Below are 23973 nucleotides of genomic sequence, written 5' to 3'. Positions count from 1 at the left end.
CTAAACCCTTTTGATGGCACGATACACTTTCCATGCCTTACTGCCTTCCACCTGATCGACCAGAGCTTTCTTCTGCGCAAGCTCCTGACTCATCTGCTCCATTGCCCTTTTCTGCTCTGCGTATACTTTCCAGAATTTCTTTTCTGTGGTTTGCCGGTCCAGGATCTCCATTTCAATCTTTATGGACTTTCTGTTCTCAGGAACAGAATCTACTATGATCTGCGGATCGTCACCGCCGAAATAGAATTCTCCGGAGGACACTTCACAGCCATCTGTGTGAAACTTTACCTGACTTTCATCTTCCCATGTCAGCTTTACAATTTTAAGTCCCTTGGACATTTCGCCCGGGTCAAGGCGAAGCATTGTGGTATTCTCCGGAAGTTCAAACTCCGTCTGAATTTTCCCGTTTCTGAACAGATATCTCACAGAATCAGCCTCATTAAAGCTCTTTCCGTTATCCCAGAAAATCTGAAGCATTTCCAGAGATTCCTGTTTCTTTTCTCTGTAATAATCTTCTACTTCCACCCGGCCCGGAGAGATCTGGGCATACATATTTCTCATTGCTGTATGCTCACCCAGAATATACTGCTGGAAATTATGTTCCATCTCCACATAAACTTCTATATCTTCAGGCAGGATTCCTGCTTTCTCATAGAAATCCCGTTCTTTAAGTATTCCCCGTTTGTCATTCAGTTCCAGATAATAAAAGATCATCCTGTAAACCAGAAACTGTGAAGGTACAGGAAATGTAAAGGTCCACTCATAGTCAATCACAGATACTTTATTCTCAGAGAGGATAATATTTGCAGGAACAAAATCAATATTGGATATTTCTGTACATTTCAGATCAGAACGCAGGTTTACATTTCCAAATACCCTTACAAATTCCGGTGTTTTCTCAAAGGGTTTCTTCTCGTGAATATTCTTTACTTTCTTTATATAAGAGAAGAATAATTTCTCCAGTTCCTCTGTTCTGCCTTCTTCCAGAAGATGATCCAGCTTATCTTCCAGGGTGATACCTGTCAGATATTCCAGCTGCGCACAGTCACCTTTGATCCGGCAGCGGTTTACTTCAATTTCCTCTTCTTTATACATTCCGGTCAGTTCTTCGCAGATAGTTCCCAGATTCCGTACATGAGCTGCCGCTTTCTTCTGCGACGGTACTTTCTTCACAGTCAGCTGCCCATCTGCTGCTTCACTGATTTCCGTATAAATGGAGAGCTTCTGATCTCTCTCATTGGAAAACTTCACATAAACCGGTGCTGTCTGTGGCTGTTCTTTTCCGATCACAAGAAGAAAGGAATTGGCAAACTGCGGGTAAAGATCATTGCTCAAAAGTGTATTATACACCTGAGATTCCTGAAACAGATCCAGACGGAGTCTGTCAAAATTGTAGTCCCTCATATGCAGCTCTCCGCTTGCAGGGAGATGTCTGTCTGAATGAATAGTCATTGGAAATTTGTAATCCGGATATGGATAATACCAGTCGGCTTTTAAGTTTCCTGCTTCCTCCAAAATTCCATTAAATTCTTTTCTTGAAAAAGTTTTAACTCCTTTTGTTTTGGGGTATCCCTGGATTCCTTCGAATAAAGTTCCAAAATGGTCCTCTGTACATCCGGCCCAGTATTTCAGTCCCAGTCTGTTCTCAATGGCCAGAATGATCTTTCCATCCGGCTTCAGATGCTTTGATATGATCCTGAGAAAGTCCACATAGGGATTCTCACTCCGGATATAGGATTCTCCATACTCAAATACACCGATCAAAGTGATATAGTCGTATTTCTCAGTAAGGTTTTTCTCAATCTCCTGAAAGTTTCCCACAAGGATCTTAAGATTATCCTGATCCTGATGTCTGTATGCATTGATCTTACTTCTTTTCATAGAAAGCTCGATGCAGGTAACTTCCTTCGCCCTTTCACAGAGAGCTCCTGTCACAGCACCACATCCGGAACCAATCTCCAGAACCTTCTCTTCTCCTGTAAAGGGAATCCAGCTCAGAATATTCTCCCTGATATGAGAAAAATGATAAAGAATTGGCCAGCTCTTTCTCTCACTGATCACTCTGTTAAATTCTTCCGGTGCAAAATCTCTGGAAATTGCAAGCATTTCATCCTCTATCGCACCATCACTGTATAGATCTTTTCCCGGATAGCACGTGGTATCCAGAATTACTTTCCCGATTTTTTCTTCCATATATAGTCCTCGCGCTGATTATTTTTTCGCACTGATATTTGTCATCATAACTTTCTCAGACCTGTTCTTCGCACCGTACTTCCACCTTTGAATCCATATCATAGAATCCAACTGTATTTTTACTGGAAATAACTGTTATGTTACATGCGTCATAAAGTCTGTGGAATACCGTAAAATCTCCGTTTTTATACCCTGTACATCCAAATGACAGGAGATACTCACCGCCCTGAAGGTTCATGTTCTGTGTAAATGTTACAGTACATATATCCCCTTTTCCTGAGTGTTCTATCTTTGCATTTTCATACATGGTATTGGTACCTGTGATTTCCGTACCCTGAATATTTTTAAAGGTGTATGCCATGATCGGCTCCTGAATCTCTTCATTAAACCGGACTTTCATACGAATTTTGAAGCAGCTTCCCTTTTCAACAGTATTGGAACATCTTCCTTTATCATCAATGACTCTGAAATCTGTGATCTCAGCAATACGGCTTCCATATTCCAGCATATTGGGATTTACCTGAAAATCTCCCAGTCCTTCACTGTCCTCTGCCACAATCTGCTCTGTACTGTCAGATTCATTCTGTTTTACAGGATTCTGTCCTACCAGAAGCTGTTTGTACAGGTCAACCATCTGCTTTGGTGAACCTTCATCCATCTTTACCCCTTTGTTCAAAAGAATAACTCTGTCACAATACTTGGAAACGCTTCCAAGATCATGACTTACAAACAGGATCGTCTTTCCCTGTTTCTTAAATTCCTCAAACTTGTGATAACATTTTGCCTGAAAGAACACGTCGCCCACAGACAACGCCTCATCTACCACCAGGATCTCCGGATCAATATTGATCGCAACAGCAAAAGCCAGACGCACGAACATACCGCTGGAATAAGTCTTTACAGGCTGGTGGATAAAGTCTCCAATGTCCGCAAATTCCAGAATATCATTCAGTCTGGCATCAATCTCTTCTTTTGAAAAACCGATCATGGTTCCATTCAGGTATACATTCTCAAGACCTGAATATTCCATGTTAAATCCGGCTCCCAGTTCCAGCAGTGCGGAAATTCGTCCGTCTACCTTTACTTCCCCTGCTGTGGGAGTCAGGACACCGGTGATGATCTTTAAGATCGTGGATTTACCGGAACCGTTGGTTCCGATAATTCCCACGCATTCTCCTTCATAAATATCAAAATTTACATCATGAAGTGCATAATGCTCTTTATAAAGTTTCTTTCTGGTAAGCCCCAGCGCTTCTTTCAGTCTGTCCGAAGGCTTATCATATAATTTATACATTTTGGTGAGATCCTTCACCTGAATTACTTTCTTGTTCTCCACGTGATTTCCTTTCTGTTATGTTCCTGTGTTTTTCATCTTCTTCTGACTTATTTCGCGCTTACCAGTACAGCGAAAATTAAGTTTCTGCTATATTAATATTCGCTGTACTAGTTACAGTACATCTGCAAAATGAATGCGCAGACGTTTAAATACCCAGCTTCCGAACAGGAAACACAGAATTGTAAATATCCAGAAATAGACCGTCCATCCTGCATGTTCCCAGAACCAGGTTTTCATCAGGAATGTATCTCTGTATCCGGAAACAATATAATACATCGGATTCAGTTTCAGGATCTTCATGATCACAGGATGTCCCATCAGAGGTGAAGCCTCAACGATCCACATGATCGGAGTCAGCCAGACTCCTACCTGAAGCACAATGTTGATGATCTGGGTCAGATCTCTGAAAAAAATAACGATTGCACTTGTGGCATAGGATAAGCCCAATACCAGAATGAACACACATACACTGTAATAAATAATCTGCAGATAATAGAAATCAGGAAATTTCCCATACGCTGCATACAGGATGATCGTAAACAACACAAAGAATGCATGCACAAACATGGCAGAAATGATCTTGACTACCGGAAGCACACTGATATTAAAAACGACTTTTTTTACCAGATAATTGTATTCCAGCAGAGAATTTGTCCCCCCTATCAGCGCATCCTGGAAAAAGAACCATGGCACAATACCTGCTACCAGATAAAGAACAAAAGGAACTCCCAGATCCCCTGTTCCGGAACGAAAACCTACAGAGAATACAAACCAGTATACCAGGATCGTGATCACAGGCTGGATAAACGCCCACACAATTCCCAGATAAGAACCTGCATATCTTGTTTTGAAATCATTCTTTGCAAGCTTTGCAACAAGCCGTCTGTTCTTATAAATATCCATCGGTAAAGAAAAAATTGTATTCAATCGCTCATTCTCCTATTTACGGTACTCTTTAAAGCTTCCCCATTTGGTATCTTTGTCAGAAAAGCTTAATTCCATTCCTTCCGGAATCGGCCATTCAACTCCGATATCCGGATCGTTCCAGATCAGGCCGCCTTCATCATTTGGATGATAGAAATCAGAGCATTTGTAAACGAATTCCGCATGCTCGGAAAGTACAAGAAAACCATGTGCAAATCCTTTCGGAATGAAGAACTGTTTCTTGTTTTCAGCAGAAAGTACGACTCCAAACCATTTTCCATATGTTTCTGAGCCTTCACGAAGATCTACCGCCACATCAAATACCTCACCATTTACAACACGTACCAGTTTATCCTGTGGGTAATTGATCTGGAAATGGAGTCCGCGAAGTACACCCTTATGTGAGCTTGACTGATTATCCTGTACAAATTCGACATCAATTCCTGCTTCTTTGAAATCATTGTAATTGTAGGTTTCCATGAAGTATCCTCTGGCATCTCCGAAAACTGTAGGTTCTACCACTTTTAATCCCTTAATTCCACCACATTCTGTAACTTTGATTTTTCCCATTTTATTTTCCTCTTTTCTTTAGCTTTCTCTGTGTTTCTGTTATATTTGTTCGCATAAATCCACCTGGTGTGCCAACAAATTGATTTCTCGAACAATCTTGCGTCTAAATTTCTTATTTCCGCGTTGTCGTCGGTCGCCGTAGCCACCGCTACGCCTCCTTCCTCCGCCTTGAAATAAAAAAATTTATCCTGCAAGATTGTTTCAAGAATCAATTTGTCGGCACACTAGTATGCAGACTTAGCCATAATATCTTTTTTCCTTTTTTGCAAGTGCAATGCTCAGAATGATAATAAGAAGAAGCATTGCCGCTCCTATGATCAGAAGTATTTTTCGCAGTTCCGGCATCCCCGCAGAAGTTTTTTCTTCTCCGACAGTATCTGATTTCTCATTTTGATCCGCCTGATCCGTATTTCCTCCGGATGTATCAGAAAGGGCATCCGCTGCAGGTTCCGGTGTAGGTGTAGCTTCCGGAACTTCAACGCTTCCCAAAAGATAATCATTATAATAGTAATCATCTACTGTATTTCCATTCTGTGAATTCTCCTGAACAGTCAGGTTATCCACAGTCACTCCGTTTGGAACTGATACTTCTCCACCATTTACCTGTGCTTTTGTGAAATTTTGATAACCATAGTTGAACAGTGCTGTGGAATCCGTACTGGCAACTGCAAGGTCTGCCGCCTTCATTGTCACTGTAATATAGGTAGTTCCATTCTTCCCTGCTGCTGTCACAAGAGTGTTTCCGGCCTCACTGGTATATCCTGTCTTGCCGCCAATACAGCCATCATAATGATAACTGCTCTCCGGGGCAAGCATCGGATGATGCGTATGCAGTACCCTTGGCTCACTGTTCATGTTCGTAGGTTTGATCGTATAATCTGTAGCACCGATGATCCTGCGGAATTTTTTATTCTTCAGACCTTCCCGCATGATCAACGCCATGTCATGTGCAGTAGAATAGTGATCAGGATCCGGAAGACCACTGGCGTTTACAAAATGTGTATTCGTGCATCCGATCTGTGCCGCACGTTCATTCATCATATCTACAAAGTGCTGCTCTGTGCCGCCTACATGTTCTGCAATCTGGGCTGCGACCTCGTTTGCAGAGCGGATCACAAGTGCATAAAGGCATGCTCTCATGCTCATCACTTCTCCCACCTGCATTCCAATATTGCCGGAATCCCAACTGATATCACGTGTTCCTGTTTCCGTAAAGACAACATCTTCTTTCAGGGAACAGTTCTCCACCGCCAGAAGCAGTGTCATGATTTTGGTAATACTTGCCGGATAACGGATTTCATCTCCGCCCTTGCTGTACAGAAGAGTTCCGCTGTCTGCATCCATCAGTACCCCTGTCTCAGATGTGATCTCAGGACCTGCAGGCCAGCCTGAAATCTCATTAGTTGAAATGGATACGGGTGTAACCTCTGAAACAGCAGCCTGCGCAGTTCCTTCCGCAGCAGTGCAGATCTGAACAGCAGTCATTGCAATGACTCCCACAGCCATAACAACCTTTAATAAATATTTCCATTTTTTCATAATATTTCCTCTTAATATATGTCTCTGTTTTCCGTCCGATGTACCGACAGGTTGATTCCTGAAACAAACTTGCGGCACACGATTATCAGAATCCGTCAAAAGAAGCTATGGTATCTGTGATATACTTCACATCCTCCATATCCAGATTATAAAACATCGGCAGTCTCAACAGACGTTCACTTTCCTTTGTAGTATAAACATCTTCCCCTGAAAATCTTCCAAATTTCTGTCCCGCAGGTGCAGAATGAAGAGGCACGTAATGAAATACGCTGCAGATTCCTTTTTCCCGAAGGTAAGCAATCAGCCGGGTTCTTACCTGTATATCACGCACCTTGATATAATACATATGGGCATTGTGGCTGCATTCCTCCGGCACATAAGGCTGTTCGATCTTACCTTCCTGTGCAAGATGAGCCAGATTTTTATGATAATAATTGTATATCTCCATTCTTTTGGCAAAAATCTGATCTCTTGCTTCCAGCTGTGCATAAAGATATGCTGCATTCAGTTCACTTGGAAGATAGGAAGAACCATAATCTATCCAGCGGTACTTGTCAACCTGTCCGCGGAAAAACTTACTTCTGTCAGTTCCCTTTTCTCTCAGGATCTCTGCCTTCTCCAGATATTCATCCCTGTTAAAAAGGATTGCACCGCCCTCTCCCATAGTATAGTTCTTTGTCTCATGGAAACTGTAACACCCAAAATCTCCAATGGTACCAAGAGCTTTTCCCTTATAACAGGCATCTACTCCCTGCGCAGCGTCTTCAACAACCTTCAGATTGTATTTTTTTGCAATCTCCATAATGGTATCCATCTCACAGGCAACCCCTGCATAGTGGACCGGGACGATCACTTTTGTTTTCTCAGTCACTGCCGCCTCGATCAGTTTCTCATCAATATTCATTGTATCCGGTCTGATATCAACAAATACAATCTTTGCTCCCTTTAACACAAAGGCATCTGCGGTTGAAACAAATGTATAGGACGGCATGATCACCTCATCACCGGGCTTAATGTCGCAAAGATGGGCTGCCATCTCCAGAGCATGGGTACAGGATGTGGTAAGCATTACATGATTTACATGAAATTTATCCATCATCCACCGAGAACATCTTTTCGTATATTCTCCATCCCCACAGAGCATTCCTCTCTGTACCGCATCACGTATGTAATCAAATTCCCTGCCTGTAAAAGCAGGTCTGTTAAAATCAATCATCTGTTTTCTTTTCCTTCTCGTATTCCGGTATCTTATTTCTGTAGGCAACTTCTCTTCCCTCCGGATCCCGGATACTCATCTCACTGAAAAATTTCTCAGTCTCCATCTCCAGCTGCCTGCGGTTTTCTGTTTCTATATAATACAATGCAAGATATGGATTCGGCCCATATTCTATCACATGTTCGCCTTCTTTATAAAAAATCCAGGGTTTTACAACGCATTTTTCTTTTGCAAGCTCACAGGCTGCCGTCTGATCTGCAATCTGAAGCTGTCGTCCCTGAAAATACAGTACAGCCCCATATTTTACCGGATGATAAATATCATGACGGTCAAACATCTCCTTTATCCGGTCTTTTTCATAAAGATAATCCAGCAGCAGTTCCTCTGTCTGAAATCCATAAACCATATCTGTCAGCTCATGTTCATATCCAAAGAAACGTCCTGCAATCTCACATACCTGAATGCCCCTGCCAGGTTTCCAGAAAAACTGCATGGATAATGCACCTTCCGTCTGTCCGGTATAGCGGATATAATTCTGCAGAATATCTGTGGCACTTTTTTCGACCTCCGCCAGGAAACGGGATGGATAAACATTTCGTGTGCTGAGCGGAAGCATTCCCTCTTCCATTTCCGTTTTCTCACGATCTGCAATACTGATCACATTGACTTTCCCATCCATTACCCATGTCATCATGTTAAACTCATAACCGTCATTGTATTCCTCAACCAGAATTTCCTGACAGTCCGTATATTCCGCTGTCTGCAGGGCTTTTTTTCTGACTTCATCTGAATGATGAATAATAAAGATTCCTCTTGAACCATATTTATCCAGAGGTTTACTGATCAGAGGATACTGCAGATTTGCAATACTCTGTTGTATTTCTTCTTCTGATCCCTGTTTCAGCAGTTCCACAGATATTTTCCGAAATCCCGGTGCCGGCAGTCCAAGCTTGTCCAGAACATCCCGGCATGCCGATTTATCCCTGTACCAGGAAAGCTGTTCCGGTTTCAGATAACAGGGCAGTCCTGCTTTGTCTGCAATTTTAACCATACACTCCAGGAGCAGATCTGAAAATGATGTGATGATCCCGTCCACACCTTCTTCCCTGCACATCAGGGCAATAGCATCTACATCTGTTACAGGAATGGTATAAGCCTTATCTGCATACGTTCTGGCAATACCATCTGCATATCCGTCGCACACAACAGTCTCATAACCTTTCTCTTTTGCTTTCTTTACCAGCTCTGTAAATTCTCCGAGCGTTCCCAGAATCAACACTTTATGTTTCATATCCGTTCCTCACATTCTCTGACAACCGAAGCCATATATTTCATATCCTCCACGCTGTAACGCTGATCGCAGGGCAACGGAAGAATATTGGCAGCCCAGGTATATTCCAGACTTTTTGTCTCAGAGTTCTCAATTATATTTTTCCAGTAAGTCGGCACAAATATCTTCTTTTCGGCAAGATATCTGCGAAGTTTCATTCCATCAGCGTGGAAATACGGATATGCAAAAGGTCCCTCCGGCACAGTCTGATTAAATATACTTTCCGATGGAAGCAGTTCTCCGAGAATCCGGTAGTTTTCTTCCCTTTTTTTCTTTGCTCTGTCATAATCCACAGCTTTCAGAAGATTCTGTGTAAGCTTTGACATCTGCCGAAGCTCCATCCCGTCATATTTTGCCGCATTTTCCAGCATATCTTTGTAGTAGGTTCCGGCATTATGCTCATAACGCCCCAGAATATGTTTCATACGCTCTGCAGAATAATCGACAGTCTTATTTTCTGTCAGGCTGGTATCTGTTGACAGATATGCGCCATCGCTGACACCCCAGAATTTTCTGCAGGAATACAGTGTATCTATCCCTTTTAATGGTTTCTGAAAAAATGCATGGGTATGGTCCACTATGATGTTTCCGTAAATCTTTTTATACTCTGATATCCGGGAATCAGACAGCTGACCATAGTAATTAACCAGATAAAGATATTCCCCTTCCGGAAGCTGTTCTTTCGGATACAGAACTTCCAGTTTCTCATTCAGATGATAAAATTCTGTCTCTATCTGATTTTCCTGACAGGTATGCACCACTGATCCACACAGAAAATACGGTAATAGGATTTTCCTGCACCTGCGGCTCTTCAAAAGCCACAGCAGTGCGGTTCTTCCAAGATTGACCCTGTACAGGTCAGGATAATATTCCTCTCCCGGCATCTCTTCCAGCTGAAAATATCCGCCAATTTCCTTCATTATTCGTCCGTATCCTCCCGACGTATTACATAATGGGGCATTTTTTTTGCCTCATTAAGAATATTCATTAAATAGATTCCCATAATTCCGATCGATAACAAAATCAGTCCAAAAAACGCCAGCATAACCAGCATCAGCGAAGTCCAGCCCTGCACAGATATGCCCAGTGTAAAATATCTTACCAGATAACAGACCGACAGAACTACACTTATCAGGAAACTGACAATTCCGATATTTCTCACCAGCAGAAGGGGAAATGCAGTATGTGTCGTGATATCATAAATCAGATCTTTCAGCAGTCTCTTAAAGGAATAACCGCTTTTTCCGTAAGCTCTGTCTGCATGCTGAACCGGAACATTAATAATACGGTTAGAACTCCTGATCAGAAGGTTTCCAATCTGTGGAAGATATGTATTTGTTTTTACCATGGCATCCACAAGGAATCTGCGGATCAGCCTGTAACTGGTGATCTGAAGATCCGGATCTTTTCCCAGCATCTTTGAAGTTGCCCATACAGAAAATTTCGTTCCCAGTTTGCGTATCGGACCATGCTTTCTTCCTTCATAGCTTGCAATGATAACATCCACATCCGGTCTCTCCTGCATGGTTCTGACCATCTTCGGAAGTTCCTCCGGCTGATGCTGAAGGTCATCATCCATTGTTACCACAAACTCTCCTTTTACATGTGCAAATCCGCACAGAAGTGCCGGATGCTGTCCGAAGTTACGGGCCATCTGTATGATCCGTACCCTGTGATCCTTTTCTCTGAGTTCCGTCATGATCTCATAAGATCTGTCCTTTGATCCGTCATCTACCAGGATCAGTTCAAAGTCTTCTTTAAGAGTTTCCCGGAATACTTTCTCCAAACGGGTATATAGTTCTCCCAGTGTATGTTCAGAATTATATACAGGAACAACCACTGAATATAAGCTCATATGCTTTTCCTTTCTCTTTTCATCTTTTTGCAATCATTTTTATCATATCATTTTCAACATTTCTTTTCAAGATTCCTGCTGCACAAACCTTGACTTCCCTGCTTTTTTATGTAAAATAGTTACTGTCCGACAGCTTTCAGGCTAGAGCGTGTCTGAAAAAGGCTTTCTGCAAGATGTGCGTCACAATTTGCGGGAATGATTTTTCAGACACGCTCTATTGGACGAAATCCGTAAAATACCATTATCGCTCGGAGGTATTATGTCAAAACTCAAAGACTACATACAACTTCATCTGAATATCCTGCTGTTTTCACTGACAAGTGTTTTTTCCAAAGCTACATCTGTTCAGTATAATAAACATGGTCTCAGCAGTCCTCTGCTTTACCTGTTCCTGTTCCTGATGGCAGCCAACTGCGGAATCTACGCCATCACCTGGCAGCAGGTCATCAAGAAATTCTCTTTGTCTACTGCCTATGCCAATAAAAGTGTTTATCTTCTGTGGTCGCAGATATGGGCAGTGCTGATCTTTCATGAAAATCTTTCCATTCAGAATATCATAGGTATTCTGGTGGTTTTATTTGGAGTATGGACGGTGCAGAGATATGAATAGAACATTTATTTTAATCATGTTGAGCGGAACATTTTTTTCCGCTGTTTCACAGATACTTCTGAAACAGAGCGCAAATATCAGATACGAAAACCGAATCAGGGAATATCTCAATTTCCGGGTGATTCTCTCATACACCATATATATGCTGATCCTCCTCCTCAATACATGGTGTTATACAAAAGTAGATATGCGCTATGGTCCTGTCATTGATACTGCCGCCTATGTGTTTGTCCTGCTTCTCTCTCATTTCATTCTGAAGGAAAAAATCACGAAAGGAAAAATCATGGGAAACCTGATCATCATTGCAGGTATCCTGATCTATACGCTTTAATTACGGCAATTTCATAAAAAGATCCCGAAGCTGTTGCAGAATTTCCATCAGTGCCACAGCTGCAGGATCTTTTTATATGTTTCAATATTTTTTACTGCTTTTTATATTGTCTGGTACACACTCCATTTCCATCAAACACAGATACAATCCTGTTGGAACTGGTCAGTGTAATGTTCTCAGCACGCGTACCGGAAAGTGCGGAACTACCTTTGTAAAAATAGTATTTTTTACCATTCAGTGTCAGCCATCCCTTATACGCTTTTCCGTTTTTCTGGAAATAATAGGTGTGTTCCCCACTTTTTTCCCTGATTTTGTACATTCCATTCTCGCAACGTACACCGTCGCTTCCAAAATAGTAGATATCGCCGGTAGATCTGGTCACGCGGCGGTTTTTAAACATATATCCGGATTTTGTATGGAACCAGTAATATTTCCCGTCTACTTTCTTCATTCCCATCAGAGCATAACCATTAGAACTGATATAATAGGTCTTTCCATTTACAGTTACCCACTGATCTGACACACGTTCGCCATTTTCATTGACATAATAGTATTTTCCATTTTCCTGATGAAGTCCTGTCTGTTCCTGGCTTCCATCGTTGCTGCCTGTATCGGGTTTCATTGCCGGAACATAGGAATCCAGAGATTTCCATCTCGGCGTAATTTTCTTTGTATAATCCACATAGCCAAAATCCATATCAACATCATTGCCTGCAGGAATTCCTGCTACCAGTCCGCTGGTACTGTTCAGTCCGCTTTCCCGGTTACCGTCTGTGGACTGCCATATTGTATAATTGTACCGTTCCTTATCAGGTGCCTGAATCGTGTCCCCATATCTTGCGATCCATACATCCACTCCTGATAATAAGGACCAGTCTATGTAATTATCATACCAGTTGGTATTGCAGTAAACCATTGGATAATATCCGGCCCTGCGCACTTCATTGCAGAAGGTCAGTGCCATCTCTGAGACTGTTTTTGCAGAAAGCTTACTTGCTTTTGCATACTCCAGATCATATACGACCGGATAGGAAACCTTGTAACCCTGCATTTTGCTGATGGCAAGCTGTGCTTCCTTTAATGCGGTAGTTGTTGATAAAGCTGTACTGTACACATAGGTACCTGTGGGTACTCCGGCAAGTTCTGCATTTGTCATATTCTCATCATAAGTGTAATCTTCGTGAGTCAGACCATAGGATATCCGGACAAACGCAAAATCTATGTCAGACTTCTTCACCTGTTTCCAGTCAATATTGCCCTGCCATTCAGAGACATCCATGCCTCTGGTTATCGCACCCGGAATGATTTTACCACTTCCGTTATAGCAGACACCGTTGATCTTTTTCCATGCTTTGGAGTTCACTTTTTTTCTTGATGACTCTGTACCGGAAGTTCTTGCAGAATAAATAAATTCCTCCTCAGCCACTGTATCACGTCTGTCATAATGCGGATTTGCAAAAACAGAGCTTACAGGCTGCGCTACAGCTATCACAGCTGCCAGACAACCAACAATAAACCTTTTTCTGATTTTTAAAAAATCTCTTTTCATCTTTCTACTCCTGTCCTGTCTTCTAATAAACGTCCATTTTATTACAATACTAATCAAGCGAATATTCGCAATCCGCTTCGCTACGCGGCTCTACGCCGAATAACTGCTTCGCAGTTTATCAGAAGGAGCTTGCACTCCTCCTGATACAAGCAAGTCCCCACCCACTGCTTATTGCTTTTCGCGATTGAAGTAGGGGACTTACTTGATTCGGTTAACATATTATACACACTATATTACATTTTCGCAAGATAATCCCTGATATATACCCAAAAACGGCTGCACATTTCTTGCTCTGTGCAGCCGTTTTGTATATTTCGTTTCTATAGCAATTCTGTTTATCCTGGCAGAAATATCCGGATCAGACAGCCGGATCTGTAGGATCAAAATTAGCAGCTCCTCTTAACGGAGTCAGTGCTTTCTTTCCAAGAGGTCCTTTCATTGCATCATCTGCTTTATATTTACCATCAATAATACTGATCGGTGCGCCATTACAGTTCTCATAAACCCACTTCGCATCTGCCACACAGGTTCTGATACATCCATGTGATGCGGGAGATCCAAGCTTATTGTACTCTCCTGCCGGAAGATTATATGAGTTTGCCTGGCCGCAGGCTACAGAATGAACAAAGATTCCTCCCTGTCCGGCACGGTCTACATGAGTTCCATACTGTCCCCAGGATGGTCCCATAAGAGGCTGCCACCTCAGGCTTCTGCTCAGTGTAAAGTCACCGGTCGGGGTTGGTGTTCCCGCTAAACCTACAGATACCCTGATCGTCTTAACAGGAATTGTTCTGGCTGAATCAGCATAAACAGTCATAACTCCGTTTACTCTGTCCACCTGAACAGAATATGGTCCTCTGTATCTGTTTGTCAGATCAGTGATACGGTATCCGTTACTGTCAAAGTAATACAGAATTCCATTAACTCTCATACTCTTATTTCTTGCAAATCCGTTTCCTGACGGATCGATATATCTCACCAGGTTTTTAGCATTACTTACAATTACCCATCCTCTTGTATATTTACCGTTTGCATCCAGATAACCGTTTACTCCATTCTTTTTCATAAACTGATTTGTCTGAACCACACATTCTTTAAGATAATAGTAATTGCCGCTGTATTTTCTCCATCCGCTCTTATACAGGCTTCCCTTAGAGGATGCGATATACCATTTCTTTTTATAGCGCACCATTGTGCTCTTATATACTTTACCTTTATGTTCTGTGGATGTAGATGATTCAAATATATATTTCTTTCCATCGATTTCTGTCAAACCACTTGCAAGCTTTCCTGATGGCTTAAAATAATAACCTGCGGAAGTCCACTTATCCGTATAATGATTTCCCTTGGAATCAAAATACAGCCAGCCAAGGAATTTGCCACTGGTGCTGACAAGTTTCTGCCAGCCATGTTTCTCAACAACACGACCCGGAGTACTTCCAAAATAATAGTAATGGTCACCTGCTTTTGCCCATCTCTTTGTCCAGGTTGCCCGCTTTCCGTTTGAACCAAAATAATATCTGAAATTGCCGTATTTTACAAGTTTATTTCTATAAATCTGGCCGTTACTGTCGGTACAGTAATATGCACCATTCTGAGCCTTCTTCATCACTGATTTCAGAACATATCCATTGGCATCCAGCAAATAAGCTCCGGTTCCCTTCTCCGGGATAGCTGTGGCAACTACGCCACGCTTATAATATTTACCGATGTCTGCCGGAACATTTCCCTTTTTAAAATACAGCCAGCGCTCTCCCTTAGTGGTATCTGAACGAAGCCATCCATTGTGGAACATTTTTCCAGGAATGTCGCTGCTTGCAGGATCAAAATAATACAGGTTTGATTCGCCGTTAACTGTGAGGGTGATCTCTCCTGTCTGTGGCTTACCTTCAGAATCAAGGCAGTAATAATCCTCATTGATCTTGAAATATCCGGTATATGTACCTGCTGCTTTTGCTTTCGCTTCAAGCTGTGCAATTGTCTCCAGATTACCATTCTCATCGTAGTACTGGAAATATGTTCCTGTCCATTTCCATACACTCTTCTCCTGCTGGCCTACTGTAGATGTATATGGAGTTATCGCTTCTCCTTCACATCCGGTATAAACAACAGCCTCATCTGCAGTTGTAAAATAGGACTGATTTGCCTGGGCTTCTGTTTCTTCCCCTGCAGCATCTTCTCCTGCTGACTGAGCTGCATCTGATGCCGGTTCTTCATCAGCTGAAGAGTTTTCTTTTACTTCAGCCTGTCCTGTTACAAGGATTCCCTCTTCATCAAACAGATAATATCCTGTATGGGTTTCCCCTTTATACTCTGTGCTGATCTTTACAATTCCGTCTGCCGCTGTATAAAATTCTTCATTTGTTACAGACACTGTATCCGTTGCTGCTGGTGTTTCCATTGCTGTAGCCTCTGCTGTCACAGCTGTTGTATCTGTTTCAGCCACTGCTGTTTCAGATGATTCTGTCTGATCTCCTGAGAATCCGTCAGTCTCAGACAGCATCTCCTCATCGGGTAATGCTGCTGTTGCTGCTTTCTGATCATCTGTATTTGCTGTATCCTGATTTTTTGCAGGTTTGCGCAGTTTAAAGCCATTCTCTGTGCTTACCCAGTCCTCAGCTTTCACTACAGTGGCTCCAACGGCATCCGTAGCATCTGCTGTTGACGGCGTCTCGTCCGGCAATGCAGCAGCCGTATCCGTTCCCGCTGTAAATGCGTCGTCTGTCTGTTCCTGTGATGGTACTGCTGTCCCATCATCTCCATCTGAAAAAGCGTCTGCTTCTGTTTCAGAAGTTCCTGTTTCAGAAGTTTCTTCTGTAACATTTACTTCTTCTGCATCTGTCTGTGTGGCAACAGCCGGAGCTGTATCAGGTGAAGTAAATGCAGCAGCACCTGCTTCACTGACAGTTGCCATTGTCATAATAAGACTCAATGTAACCGCAACTAATCTTCTTTTCACAATAAGTTCCTCCTCTTTTATTCATGTTACTTTATGGTTACTGTTCACTCTGTTTGTGCACAGCAGCTTTCTACTCGCCAAGGCCGCTATCAATAGCAGTAACAAGATGATCCAGGGCTTCCTGTTCATCAACACCTTCACAGGTAAGTTCTATCTCATTTCCGCATTTTACGCATGCACCAAGTACACTCAGTACACTCTTTGCATTTGCCATGCCCCCATCGTAGACAAATGTTATCTGTGACTGGTATTTCATTGCCTCATTGCACAAAATCCCCGCAGGTCTCAGATGAAGACCTGTGGGATTTTTAACTGTCACTTTTTTACTGACCATTTCACTGTTCCTCTTATATTGTTACTACCCCTTCTGTAAGTGGAGAATTCTTTTATTCCTTGTTTTCCTTACTGTCATCAACAGCAGTCCCTGATGAAATCACTACTTCCGTAGTCACATCTTCCACTGTCTCATAACCATCCGGCAAGACTATCTCAACCGGGACTTCATAACTTCCTTCTTTTTTGCCATCCAGATCTATAGATGCCTTAATGTCTTTGTCATTATTCAGATCATCCAGATCTTTGTTATCTGATTTGATCCGCACTTCTATCTGTGCAGTCTCAAATGTTACCTGCAGATCTTTCGGTTTATTCTTAACCTCTATATTCTTAGTCGGAAATTCAAACTCTCTGCTTCCGGCCGGAAGAATACTTACAGTTACCCATACATCTTCACTGGAGTCACTGGTAAGTTTCACATTGTCCGGCAGAAGATTCGTAAGACTGATTTTTTTCTCCACATCTTCGGATTCACCGGAAATATCAATACTGTCTTCCGGTATAGTGATCACATTATTATTATCCGCAAGACTTTCAAGACCTTCTGCACTGCCTGCTACACTAATCGTATCCGGCACTGTTCTCACAGCCCCAACCTGATATCCTTCAGCCGGTGTCCCTACATAATCTGCAGATATCTGCACTCCCTGGCGGATTTTCCATAATTTTGCAGTCACTGTTACTTTTGCATTATTCTCAATCCGCAATGAATTCATTTCAGAATCGGTAAGTACCTCCTGATTCTTATCAATGATCGTAAGGTTTACATCCTGTGTAAAATCCTCTGTATTCCCATCCAGTTCAATGGAAGCATTTACCTTATCTATTTTATTGATCAGCGTCTTCGGGCCTGTAATCCTTACTTTCTCCGGACTGGCAGTCAGACTTCCTACTTCATAATCTTTGCCCGGTTTCGTATCACCTCTGCTGACATTTACCACAAACTCCTGTGTCTCTTTTTCATCAAGATTTACACTGAGATTCTGAGGAGTAACTTTGATATCACTGGGAGATACCCCCGGTACAGAACAGGTAACGGTAATAGGAACCATAACCGGATTTGTATCCAGGCTTACCGCCTGCTGAAGATCAGCTACCGCAGAGATGTCTGTGACTTTGATCTTGTCTCTGATCTTCTTGGTTGCAGTGATCGCAACTTTTATGGAATCCTGGTTCTGTTCCGGCATACACATCTTACCGATGGTATCTGAAGATTCCACATATTCCTTGTTGATCAGTTCCACATCATTGAGCGTATAGTAATTGGTTCCTGTCGGATTATCTATATTTACAACGATCAGCCATAGCACAACAGCTATTGCGACAGACATGATTTTCAGAGGTATATTATCTGTTATTTTTCGCTTCTTCATGCTTCACTCTTCCTTTCAGTAAATGGCGAAGTTTGCTGTTGTCTACAACCTGCTTATTCTGCGCTCTGACCAGGATTTCTCTGAGTTTTGCACTGTTTACACCTCTGGTCAGCTTTCCTCCCTGCGCTACAGATACCTGACCGGTTTCCTCTGATACAATGATCGTAACAGAATCTGTCTGCTCACTGATCCCCACACCTGCCCTGTGCCGCGTTCCAAGCTGTTTGCTCAGTTCCATATTATCAGACAGTGGAAGATAGCATGTTGCAGCCACAATCCTGTTCTCTCTTACAATAACAGCTCCGTCATGAAGTGGTGTGTTATGTTCAAATATATTGATCAGAAGCTGACTGGTAAGGATTGCATCCAGATTAATACCTGTTCTTATATAATCGGTCAGCAGCTCATTCTGCTCAATTACGATCAGTGCTCCGGTCTTAACTTCTCCCATATCAAAACATGCTTTGACCAGCTCACTGATGGTTTTATCCGTAAATCTTTCCTTCACCTCTTTACCTGCATCAAAAGGTATCAGTGAAGCCATGATCCGCTTTTGTCCAAGCTGTTCCAGAACTTTTCTGAGCTCCGGCTGAAAAATAACGATCACACCTACGATCAATGTACTTGCCAGATTTGAAAAAATCCACAGAATCGTATTCATCCTGAAAATATATGCGATCAGAATGAAGAGGAGAACGACCAGTATTCCTTTCAGAAGTGTATATGCATGAGTATATTTGATCCATACCATGAACTGATATACAAAAAAAGCGATCAGTGCAATCTGTATGATATCTATAATCCCAATCTTAGGAAATGCCAGTCTTGATAATGTCTCTATCAAATTTCCTGAAAATTCCTGCATATGGCTCTCCTTTCCTTATCATTTTTATATACCTTATCGTTGAAAATGTTTTCAGTGGATTTTATGTTACTGTTCACTCCGTTCACAGTAACGTAGCCAAAATTCATTCCAGATTGCCTGCGGCAATGGAATTTTGGCTCGTATGTCTCATCGTTACCGGAAACTGCTTTTTACAGATTTTTTAATGATTCTTCCAGTTTCTTCTCAAAATCCACGCTATCAATATCTTTCTTTCTCTCTACAGGTGCTGCAGCCTCATCTGTCGTCACTGCTTTCTCTTCACCATGAAAAATAGGATTCGCATAAGAAACAACGTTATCCTGTGCCGGTCTTTCATCCTTTGCAGAACTTCCGTTAATCTTCTTTATACTTCTTTCAGATGTTGTGACACAGGCTTTCGGCACTGCTTTTACATAATAATAATATTCATCATCCTCATATTCCAGTCTCTCGGTACGGGTATAGTCACCACCAAATACAAAGAATTCAAGAAGTAATCCTATCACCACAGAGATCACTGTATAAATGATCAGCGTAACAACATCAATATCCAGTCTAAAATAAAATCCACCTGCAATAATCATCAGAACATACACAACTCCACCTGCAATAATGGCAATTCTCCATGCATAGTCAAAAGAGCGGGTACGTATCAGATTCACCAGCAGAATCACTGCGATAAAGGCAATCACTGTGATCCACATTCCCCAGTTCTGCACGATTCCATCTGTCAGAAGTTTTAATTTGTCAGCTATGGCAACATCCGGGTTTTCCAGAAGTTTATGCTGTACACGTATAAAACGGATAAAATAGTAAATAATCACTCCGCAGCCTGCAGGAAGTGCAGAAAACGCATTGCACAAAAGTCCGCTTCCGATAGGAAGAAGCGTCGGAACACTGAACCCAAAGGAAAGCGGTGTAAATACAAGTACTAAATTATTGTCTGAACTGAATCTCAGGAAGAGAATTGCCATAAACAGGATCAGCACAAGCATAAAACCTGCAACTTCTATCCCCAGTGCATAACCATGTGCGACCATCAGGGCAAATCCTACAAAAATCATTACACCTGAAGGAAGAATGGAACAGATCAGTGCAAGGATCAGAACAATAAATATATTATCGATCTGCTTCATATATCCCATATTGGTATTGATCCATATGAAATAAACCATTGCCAGAACGAAACGTAAGACAGGCAGGATATAAATCTCATACTGGCTGTATAAATTCTTTATTCGCTGTTTTAATTCGAGTAATGCTGTCATTTTTTATATCCTCCTGTAACTCCTCTGGCTGAAGATTTTTTATCTTCGCGACCGTAGATTTTACTTAATTGTGTAAGTTCTTCATAATAATTTTTCACACTTTTCTTTGCTTTGTGGTATTTCACCGTATATTGGATATATGTCAGGACAGAAAACAGTACCAGCACTGCCACATACCCCAGAATAACTTCCACGCCCAGTGAAACAAGGTTCATCTTATGAACATTATCTATCAGATATTCAGCAAAATATGCTGCGATACCGGCCAGAATCAGGCAATACCCAATCGTAACAAGGAAAAAATTCTTAATCATGGCAAGTCCGATATAATCACTACGGTAGTACCTGCTGACCGGAAGATATTTCTTTCCTTCACCCTGTTCATACATGGCAAGTTTATTCATGATTTTTATCTTCTCTTCATTTAACATAAATTACTCCTTACTGTATGCTTTTCCTTTTGCTATAATCCGCTATTACTGTTCACTCTGTTCTCAGCAACAACCTGATATCATTCATATAATCATACAGATTAATTGTAACATATATCATTATGTATGAAAAGTGTTTTTTCTTATCTCCTGCCTATGCAAACCGTAAGAAAATAAACATTTCCGGCACCTTTTCTCTTCAGGCATCCGGCCATTGCATCGATCGTACTTCCTGTTGTATACACATCATCTATCACCAGGATATTCTTTCCCCTGACATCTCCTGTCACGCAGAACGCTTTTTCCAGGTTTTTTCTTCTCTGCAAAGCATTCAGTTTTTTCTGCGACTTTGTCTTTAAAACTTTCTGCACAATATTGACATCTGTGGAAATCCCGGTATAATGACCGAGTTTCTCCGCCAGATATGCAGCCTGATTAAAACCTCTCTGCCGCTCCTTCGACCTGTGTACCGGAACCGGCACGATCAGATCCGGCTTCCATTCCCGCAATTCTTTCTGCGCATATCGATACATTGCTCTGGCATAAAAATCACCGTATTCTCTGCATCCATAGTACTTATATCTGGTAACAGATCTTCTCATTATGCCATCATAGACAAAAATACCTCTTCCCTGTTCATACATATGCCTGTGTTTCTGACAGTCTCTGCAGTATTCCCCTATTTCTATGGGTTTTCCACATTTATAACATCTGGGATGACCGATCGGACGAAGTTCTTTCTCGCATTCCGGACAGATCATCCTTCGCTGATCTGCCAGTATTTTCTGACAGACCGGACAGCATCTCGGGTAAAAAATATCAGCAACCATGTTCAGAAACCGTTTCATTTCCATTTCCTTCCACTATTTTACTCTTTGTTTTACTATCCTCTGTATTTCTGTTTTTCTCATATTATCGGAATAAATTTTTTCTCTGTTATTATTCAGTCATCAGATCACAGTCTGCAATATCATTCTTCACCATCTGTATTATTATCCCCTGTAGTCTCACTCAGTTCTCTGATTCGTTCATCCAGTGCACTGTATCTCTTCTGCTGTTTTTCATTGCGTATCATCTCTGCAAAGGTCTCCTCGTTTCCCACAACCGTCACACATTTTCTTGCTCTGGTAACTGCGGTATAAAGAAGGTTCCTGTTTAAAAGCATCTGTGGTCCGGAAAGCAATGGAAGTATGACTGCCGGATACTCAGATCCCTGAGACTTGTGGATTGTAATAGCATATGCAAGTTCCAGTTCCTCCAGCTGTTTGAACGAGTACATTGCAAAACGTCCATCCTCAAATTCCACTTCTGCTGTCTCAGCAAATTCATTGATTTCCCTGAGGATTCCGGTGTCTCCGTTAAATACTCCCACGCCTTTCTCAATGACAACCCCATATCGTCCCCGGATTTCCCATTCCATCTGATAATTATTTCTGATCTGCATGACCTTGTCCCCTGTGCGGAACAGCCGGTCTCCAACCGCCCTCTCGGATTTCCCGTCTTCCGGCGGATTCAGGTATCTCTGCAGGATCTGGTTCAGCCGCTCTACTCCCAGAAGTCCCTTTCTCATAGGTGTCAGTACCTGTATCTCAAAGGGTTTGGCATCTACATAGCGCGGCAGTTTCTCCTGGATCAGCGCGATCACTACTCTTATAATGATATCTGCATCATATCTCTTCAGAAAAAAGAAATCTCTGCTCTTATTATTGATCTGAACCTGTTCTCCCTTATTTATCTTATGAGCATTTACAACAATATCACTCTCTGATGCCTGTCTGAATATCTTAGTCAGTTCCACTACATGGAAACATCTGCTTCGGATAATATCTCTCAGCACATTGCCCGGGCCTACACTCGGAAGCTGATTCTCATCCCCCACAAGGATCAGTCTGGTTCCTGCTACCACTGCAAGAAGAAGAGAATGCATCAGATGGATATCCACCATAGACATTTCATCAATAATGATCACATCTGCCTCCAGCGGATTCTGCGCATTCCTCTCGAATTTAGCTGAATGCCCGTCCCTCTCTTCTTCCGGCATTCCATTCAGTTCCAACAGACGGTGAATTGTCTGCGCCTCATATCCGGTAGTCTCTGTCATTCTCTTTGCAGCACGTCCGGTAGGTGCAGCCAGCCGAATCTCTGCACCTTCTCCCTCAAAAAAGCGGATGATCGCATTGATCGTTGTCGTTTTACCTGTACCGGGGCCTCCTGTAAGAATAAAGAGTCCATGATCCGCTGCTTCAGTGATTGCTCTCTTCTGCATTTCATCCAGAACAGTTCCTGTCTCTTTCTCGATCAGCTCAATTCTGTGCCTGACAAGCTCTTTATCCTCAGGACACACAATATTCAGTTCATTAAGCATCCTGGCAGTGTTCAGTTCCAGATAATAATACTGTGCCGGATAAACGATAGTTTCTCCGCTTTTTTCTTTCAGCACCAGCTTCCTGTCAATAACCATATCCATAAGGTGTTTCTCCATATAGGATTCATCCACTCCCAGAAGTCTGGCACATCTTGTAAATAACTGTTCCCTCGGAAGATAAGTATGTCCTTCTCCCGAAGCCTGCAGAAGAGTATACAGCATTCCGCTGCGGATTCTGTAATCTGAGTCTGCGTGAATACCGACTCTGGCAGCAATCTCATCAGCAATCTTAAATCCCACACCGGAAATATCTTCCGCAAGTCTGTAAGGATTCTCCTGAAGGATCGTATAGACAGATTCCTTATATTTCTGATAAATCTTTGCGCCCAGGTTCAGGGAAATCCCATATTTCTGCAGAAAGATCATTACTTTTCGCATCTCTGCCTTCTCACTTACCTGCGCAGCGATCTCCCGGGCTTTTTTCTCACTGATCCCCTTTACCTCTGCAAGCCGCTCCGGCTCTTCTTCTACGATACGGAGTGTGTCATCTCCAAACTTCCGCACGATCCTGGCAGCCAGTGCAGCACCGATTCCCCTGATGGCGCCCGAACCCAGATAACGTTCTATTCCATATGTATCCTCCGGCATCTTCTCTGTAAAAGAACTGATCTGAAACTGTTTGCCATATACCGGATGATGGATATATACTCCGGTTGCTTCAATAGATGCCCCCTGTGTGATCGCAGGGAAACTTCCCACGCAGGTCAGCTCTTCCTCTTTTTTTGTACCTTTCAGTACCATAACTGTATATCCGTTATCTTCATTTCTGAAAATAACATGATCTATGTATCCTGTGACAGTTTCACTCATGTGCTTTTCTCCACACCTCCTGCTTCTTTGAGCCTCTGACAACGCAAAAAGGC

General features: G+C 42.2%; 21 protein-coding genes. 2 read left to right on the top strand and 19 right to left on the bottom strand.

Features of this window, described 5'->3' with window-relative positions:
• From LI074_RS05605 to LI074_RS18115, 10 genes are all read right to left on the bottom strand, one after another.
• Positions 1 to 2193 carry a class I SAM-dependent methyltransferase gene (locus LI074_RS05605; RefSeq protein WP_173697966.1) on the bottom strand — a complete coding sequence of 731 codons (2193 nt, stop codon included), beginning with the start codon at positions 2191 to 2193 and terminating at the stop codon, positions 1 to 3.
• 55 nt (positions 2194 to 2248) lie between these two features.
• Positions 2249 to 3529, bottom strand: coding sequence for an ABC transporter ATP-binding protein (locus LI074_RS05600; protein WP_022380237.1), 1281 nt, complete (start codon positions 3527 to 3529; stop codon positions 2249 to 2251).
• A 111-nt stretch (positions 3530 to 3640) separates the two neighbouring features.
• Positions 3641 to 4456, bottom strand: a complete 816-nt coding sequence (locus LI074_RS05595) for an ABC transporter permease (RefSeq protein WP_008706116.1) — start codon at positions 4454 to 4456, stop codon at positions 3641 to 3643.
• 12 nt (positions 4457 to 4468) lie between these two features.
• Positions 4469 to 5023 carry a dTDP-4-dehydrorhamnose 3,5-epimerase gene (gene rfbC, locus LI074_RS05590; protein ID WP_008706119.1) on the bottom strand — a complete coding sequence of 185 codons (555 nt, stop codon included), beginning with the start codon at positions 5021 to 5023 and terminating at the stop codon, positions 4469 to 4471.
• 237 nt (positions 5024 to 5260) lie between these two features.
• On the bottom strand, positions 5261 to 6562 hold the full coding sequence (locus LI074_RS05585; RefSeq protein ID WP_243868782.1) for a D-alanyl-D-alanine carboxypeptidase family protein: 1302 nt from the start codon (positions 6560 to 6562) through the stop codon (positions 5261 to 5263).
• An 85-nt stretch (positions 6563 to 6647) separates the two neighbouring features.
• The gene (rffA, locus tag LI074_RS05580) at positions 6648 to 7778 is read right to left on the bottom strand and encodes a dTDP-4-amino-4,6-dideoxygalactose transaminase (protein ID WP_055053014.1); all 1131 of its coding nucleotides are present in this window, start codon (positions 7776 to 7778) and stop codon (positions 6648 to 6650) included.
• Positions 7771 to 9069, bottom strand: coding sequence for an ATP-grasp domain-containing protein (locus LI074_RS05575; RefSeq protein ID WP_020993493.1), 1299 nt, complete (start codon positions 9067 to 9069; stop codon positions 7771 to 7773). Before LI074_RS05575 ends, rffA begins: the two co-directional genes overlap by 8 nt.
• On the bottom strand, positions 9066 to 10028 hold the full coding sequence (locus LI074_RS05570; RefSeq protein ID WP_008706125.1) for a hypothetical protein: 963 nt from the start codon (positions 10026 to 10028) through the stop codon (positions 9066 to 9068). The genes LI074_RS05575 and LI074_RS05570 overlap by 4 nt, the downstream gene beginning before the upstream one ends.
• Positions 10028 to 10963: a glycosyltransferase family 2 protein gene (locus tag LI074_RS05565; RefSeq protein WP_008706126.1), complete on the bottom strand. Its 936-nt coding sequence runs from the start codon at positions 10961 to 10963 to the stop codon at positions 10028 to 10030. The genes LI074_RS05570 and LI074_RS05565 overlap by 1 nt, the downstream gene beginning before the upstream one ends.
• 119 nt (positions 10964 to 11082) lie before the next feature.
• Positions 11083 to 11160 carry a DUF6783 domain-containing protein gene (locus LI074_RS18115; protein WP_420313958.1) on the bottom strand — a complete coding sequence of 26 codons (78 nt, stop codon included), beginning with the start codon at positions 11158 to 11160 and terminating at the stop codon, positions 11083 to 11085.
• Between the two features lie 62 nt (positions 11161 to 11222).
• Here LI074_RS18115 and LI074_RS05560 point away from each other — a divergent pair, with 62 nt between their 5' ends.
• Complete coding sequence (locus LI074_RS05560) at positions 11223 to 11573, top strand: EamA-like transporter family protein (protein ID WP_173697964.1); 351 nt, start codon at positions 11223 to 11225, stop codon at positions 11571 to 11573.
• Positions 11566 to 11904, top strand: a complete 339-nt coding sequence (locus LI074_RS05555; RefSeq protein WP_022380121.1) for an EamA family transporter — start codon at positions 11566 to 11568, stop codon at positions 11902 to 11904. The genes LI074_RS05560 and LI074_RS05555 overlap by 8 nt, the downstream gene beginning before the upstream one ends.
• Before the next feature lie 91 nt (positions 11905 to 11995).
• On the opposite strand, the gene LI074_RS05550 is transcribed toward LI074_RS05555, so the two are convergent.
• From LI074_RS05550 to recD2, 9 genes are all read right to left on the bottom strand, one after another.
• Entirely contained in the window at positions 11996 to 13453 is a 1458-nt protein-coding gene (locus tag LI074_RS05550) for a glycoside hydrolase family 25 protein (protein WP_265107656.1), read from the bottom strand.
• Between the two features lie 358 nt (positions 13454 to 13811).
• Positions 13812 to 16412, bottom strand: a complete 2601-nt coding sequence (locus LI074_RS05545; protein ID WP_265107655.1) for a L,D-transpeptidase family protein — start codon at positions 16410 to 16412, stop codon at positions 13812 to 13814.
• A 70-nt stretch (positions 16413 to 16482) separates the two neighbouring features.
• Complete coding sequence (locus tag LI074_RS05540) at positions 16483 to 16746, bottom strand: HPr family phosphocarrier protein (RefSeq protein ID WP_008706135.1); 264 nt, start codon at positions 16744 to 16746, stop codon at positions 16483 to 16485.
• A 52-nt stretch (positions 16747 to 16798) separates the two neighbouring features.
• Positions 16799 to 18121 carry a CdaR family protein gene (locus LI074_RS05535; protein ID WP_008706136.1) on the bottom strand — a complete coding sequence of 441 codons (1323 nt, stop codon included), beginning with the start codon at positions 18119 to 18121 and terminating at the stop codon, positions 16799 to 16801.
• Positions 18096 to 18986, bottom strand: a complete 891-nt coding sequence (gene cdaA, locus LI074_RS05530) for a diadenylate cyclase CdaA (RefSeq protein WP_055057595.1) — start codon at positions 18984 to 18986, stop codon at positions 18096 to 18098. The genes LI074_RS05535 and cdaA overlap by 26 nt, the downstream gene beginning before the upstream one ends.
• 170 nt (positions 18987 to 19156) lie before the next feature.
• The gene (locus LI074_RS05525) at positions 19157 to 20254 is read right to left on the bottom strand and encodes a hypothetical protein (RefSeq protein WP_265107654.1); all 1098 of its coding nucleotides are present in this window, start codon (positions 20252 to 20254) and stop codon (positions 19157 to 19159) included.
• Positions 20251 to 20685, bottom strand: a complete 435-nt coding sequence (locus LI074_RS05520) for a hypothetical protein (protein WP_008706141.1) — start codon at positions 20683 to 20685, stop codon at positions 20251 to 20253. Before LI074_RS05520 ends, LI074_RS05525 begins: the two co-directional genes overlap by 4 nt.
• A gap of 143 nt (positions 20686 to 20828) precedes the next feature.
• Positions 20829 to 21533 carry a ComF family protein gene (locus tag LI074_RS05515; RefSeq protein ID WP_178015669.1) on the bottom strand — a complete coding sequence of 235 codons (705 nt, stop codon included), beginning with the start codon at positions 21531 to 21533 and terminating at the stop codon, positions 20829 to 20831.
• Between the two features lie 122 nt (positions 21534 to 21655).
• Positions 21656 to 23920, bottom strand: coding sequence for an SF1B family DNA helicase RecD2 (recD2, locus tag LI074_RS05510; protein ID WP_265107653.1), 2265 nt, complete (start codon positions 23918 to 23920; stop codon positions 21656 to 21658).
• Between the last annotated feature and the right edge of the window lie 53 nt (positions 23921 to 23973).

Origin of the sequence: Blautia sp. MSK18_10, from assembly GCF_020553185.1 — a bacterium.
In the GTDB taxonomy this organism is placed as follows: Bacteria; Bacillota; Clostridia; order Lachnospirales; family Lachnospiraceae; genus Blautia_A; species Blautia_A wexlerae.
This window is presented reverse-complemented; position numbering and strand designations above follow the sequence as displayed.

Coding starts and splice junctions, on each gene's coding strand:
- LI074_RS05605 (WP_173697966.1), bottom strand. CDS start 2,193: ATGGAAGAAAAAATCGGGAAAGTAATTCTGGATACCACGTGCTATCCG.
- rfbC (WP_008706119.1), bottom strand. CDS start 5,023: ATGGGAAAAATCAAAGTTACAGAATGTGGTGGAATTAAGGGATTAAAA.
- LI074_RS05585 (WP_243868782.1), bottom strand. CDS start 6,562: ATGAAAAAATGGAAATATTTATTAAAGGTTGTTATGGCTGTGGGAGTC.
- rffA (WP_055053014.1), bottom strand. CDS start 7,778: ATGATTGATTTTAACAGACCTGCTTTTACAGGCAGGGAATTTGATTAC.
- LI074_RS05575 (WP_020993493.1), bottom strand. CDS start 9,069: ATGAAACATAAAGTGTTGATTCTGGGAACGCTCGGAGAATTTACAGAG.
- LI074_RS05570 (WP_008706125.1), bottom strand. CDS start 10,028: ATGAAGGAAATTGGCGGATATTTTCAGCTGGAAGAGATGCCGGGAGAG.
- LI074_RS05565 (WP_008706126.1), bottom strand. CDS start 10,963: ATGAGCTTATATTCAGTGGTTGTTCCTGTATATAATTCTGAACATACA.
- LI074_RS05560 (WP_173697964.1), top strand. CDS start 11,223: ATGTCAAAACTCAAAGACTACATACAACTTCATCTGAATATCCTGCTG.
- LI074_RS05555 (WP_022380121.1), top strand. CDS start 11,566: ATGAATAGAACATTTATTTTAATCATGTTGAGCGGAACATTTTTTTCC.
- LI074_RS05550 (WP_265107656.1), bottom strand. CDS start 13,453: ATGAAAAGAGATTTTTTAAAAATCAGAAAAAGGTTTATTGTTGGTTGT.
- LI074_RS05540 (WP_008706135.1), bottom strand. CDS start 16,746: ATGGTCAGTAAAAAAGTGACAGTTAAAAATCCCACAGGTCTTCATCTG.
- LI074_RS05535 (WP_008706136.1), bottom strand. CDS start 18,121: ATGAAGAAGCGAAAAATAACAGATAATATACCTCTGAAAATCATGTCT.
- cdaA (WP_055057595.1), bottom strand. CDS start 18,986: ATGCAGGAATTTTCAGGAAATTTGATAGAGACATTATCAAGACTGGCA.
- LI074_RS05525 (WP_265107654.1), bottom strand. CDS start 20,254: ATGACAGCATTACTCGAATTAAAACAGCGAATAAAGAATTTATACAGC.
- LI074_RS05520 (WP_008706141.1), bottom strand. CDS start 20,685: ATGTTAAATGAAGAGAAGATAAAAATCATGAATAAACTTGCCATGTAT.
- LI074_RS05515 (WP_178015669.1), bottom strand. CDS start 21,533: ATGAAACGGTTTCTGAACATGGTTGCTGATATTTTTTACCCGAGATGC.
- recD2 (WP_265107653.1), bottom strand. CDS start 23,920: ATGAGTGAAACTGTCACAGGATACATAGATCATGTTATTTTCAGAAAT.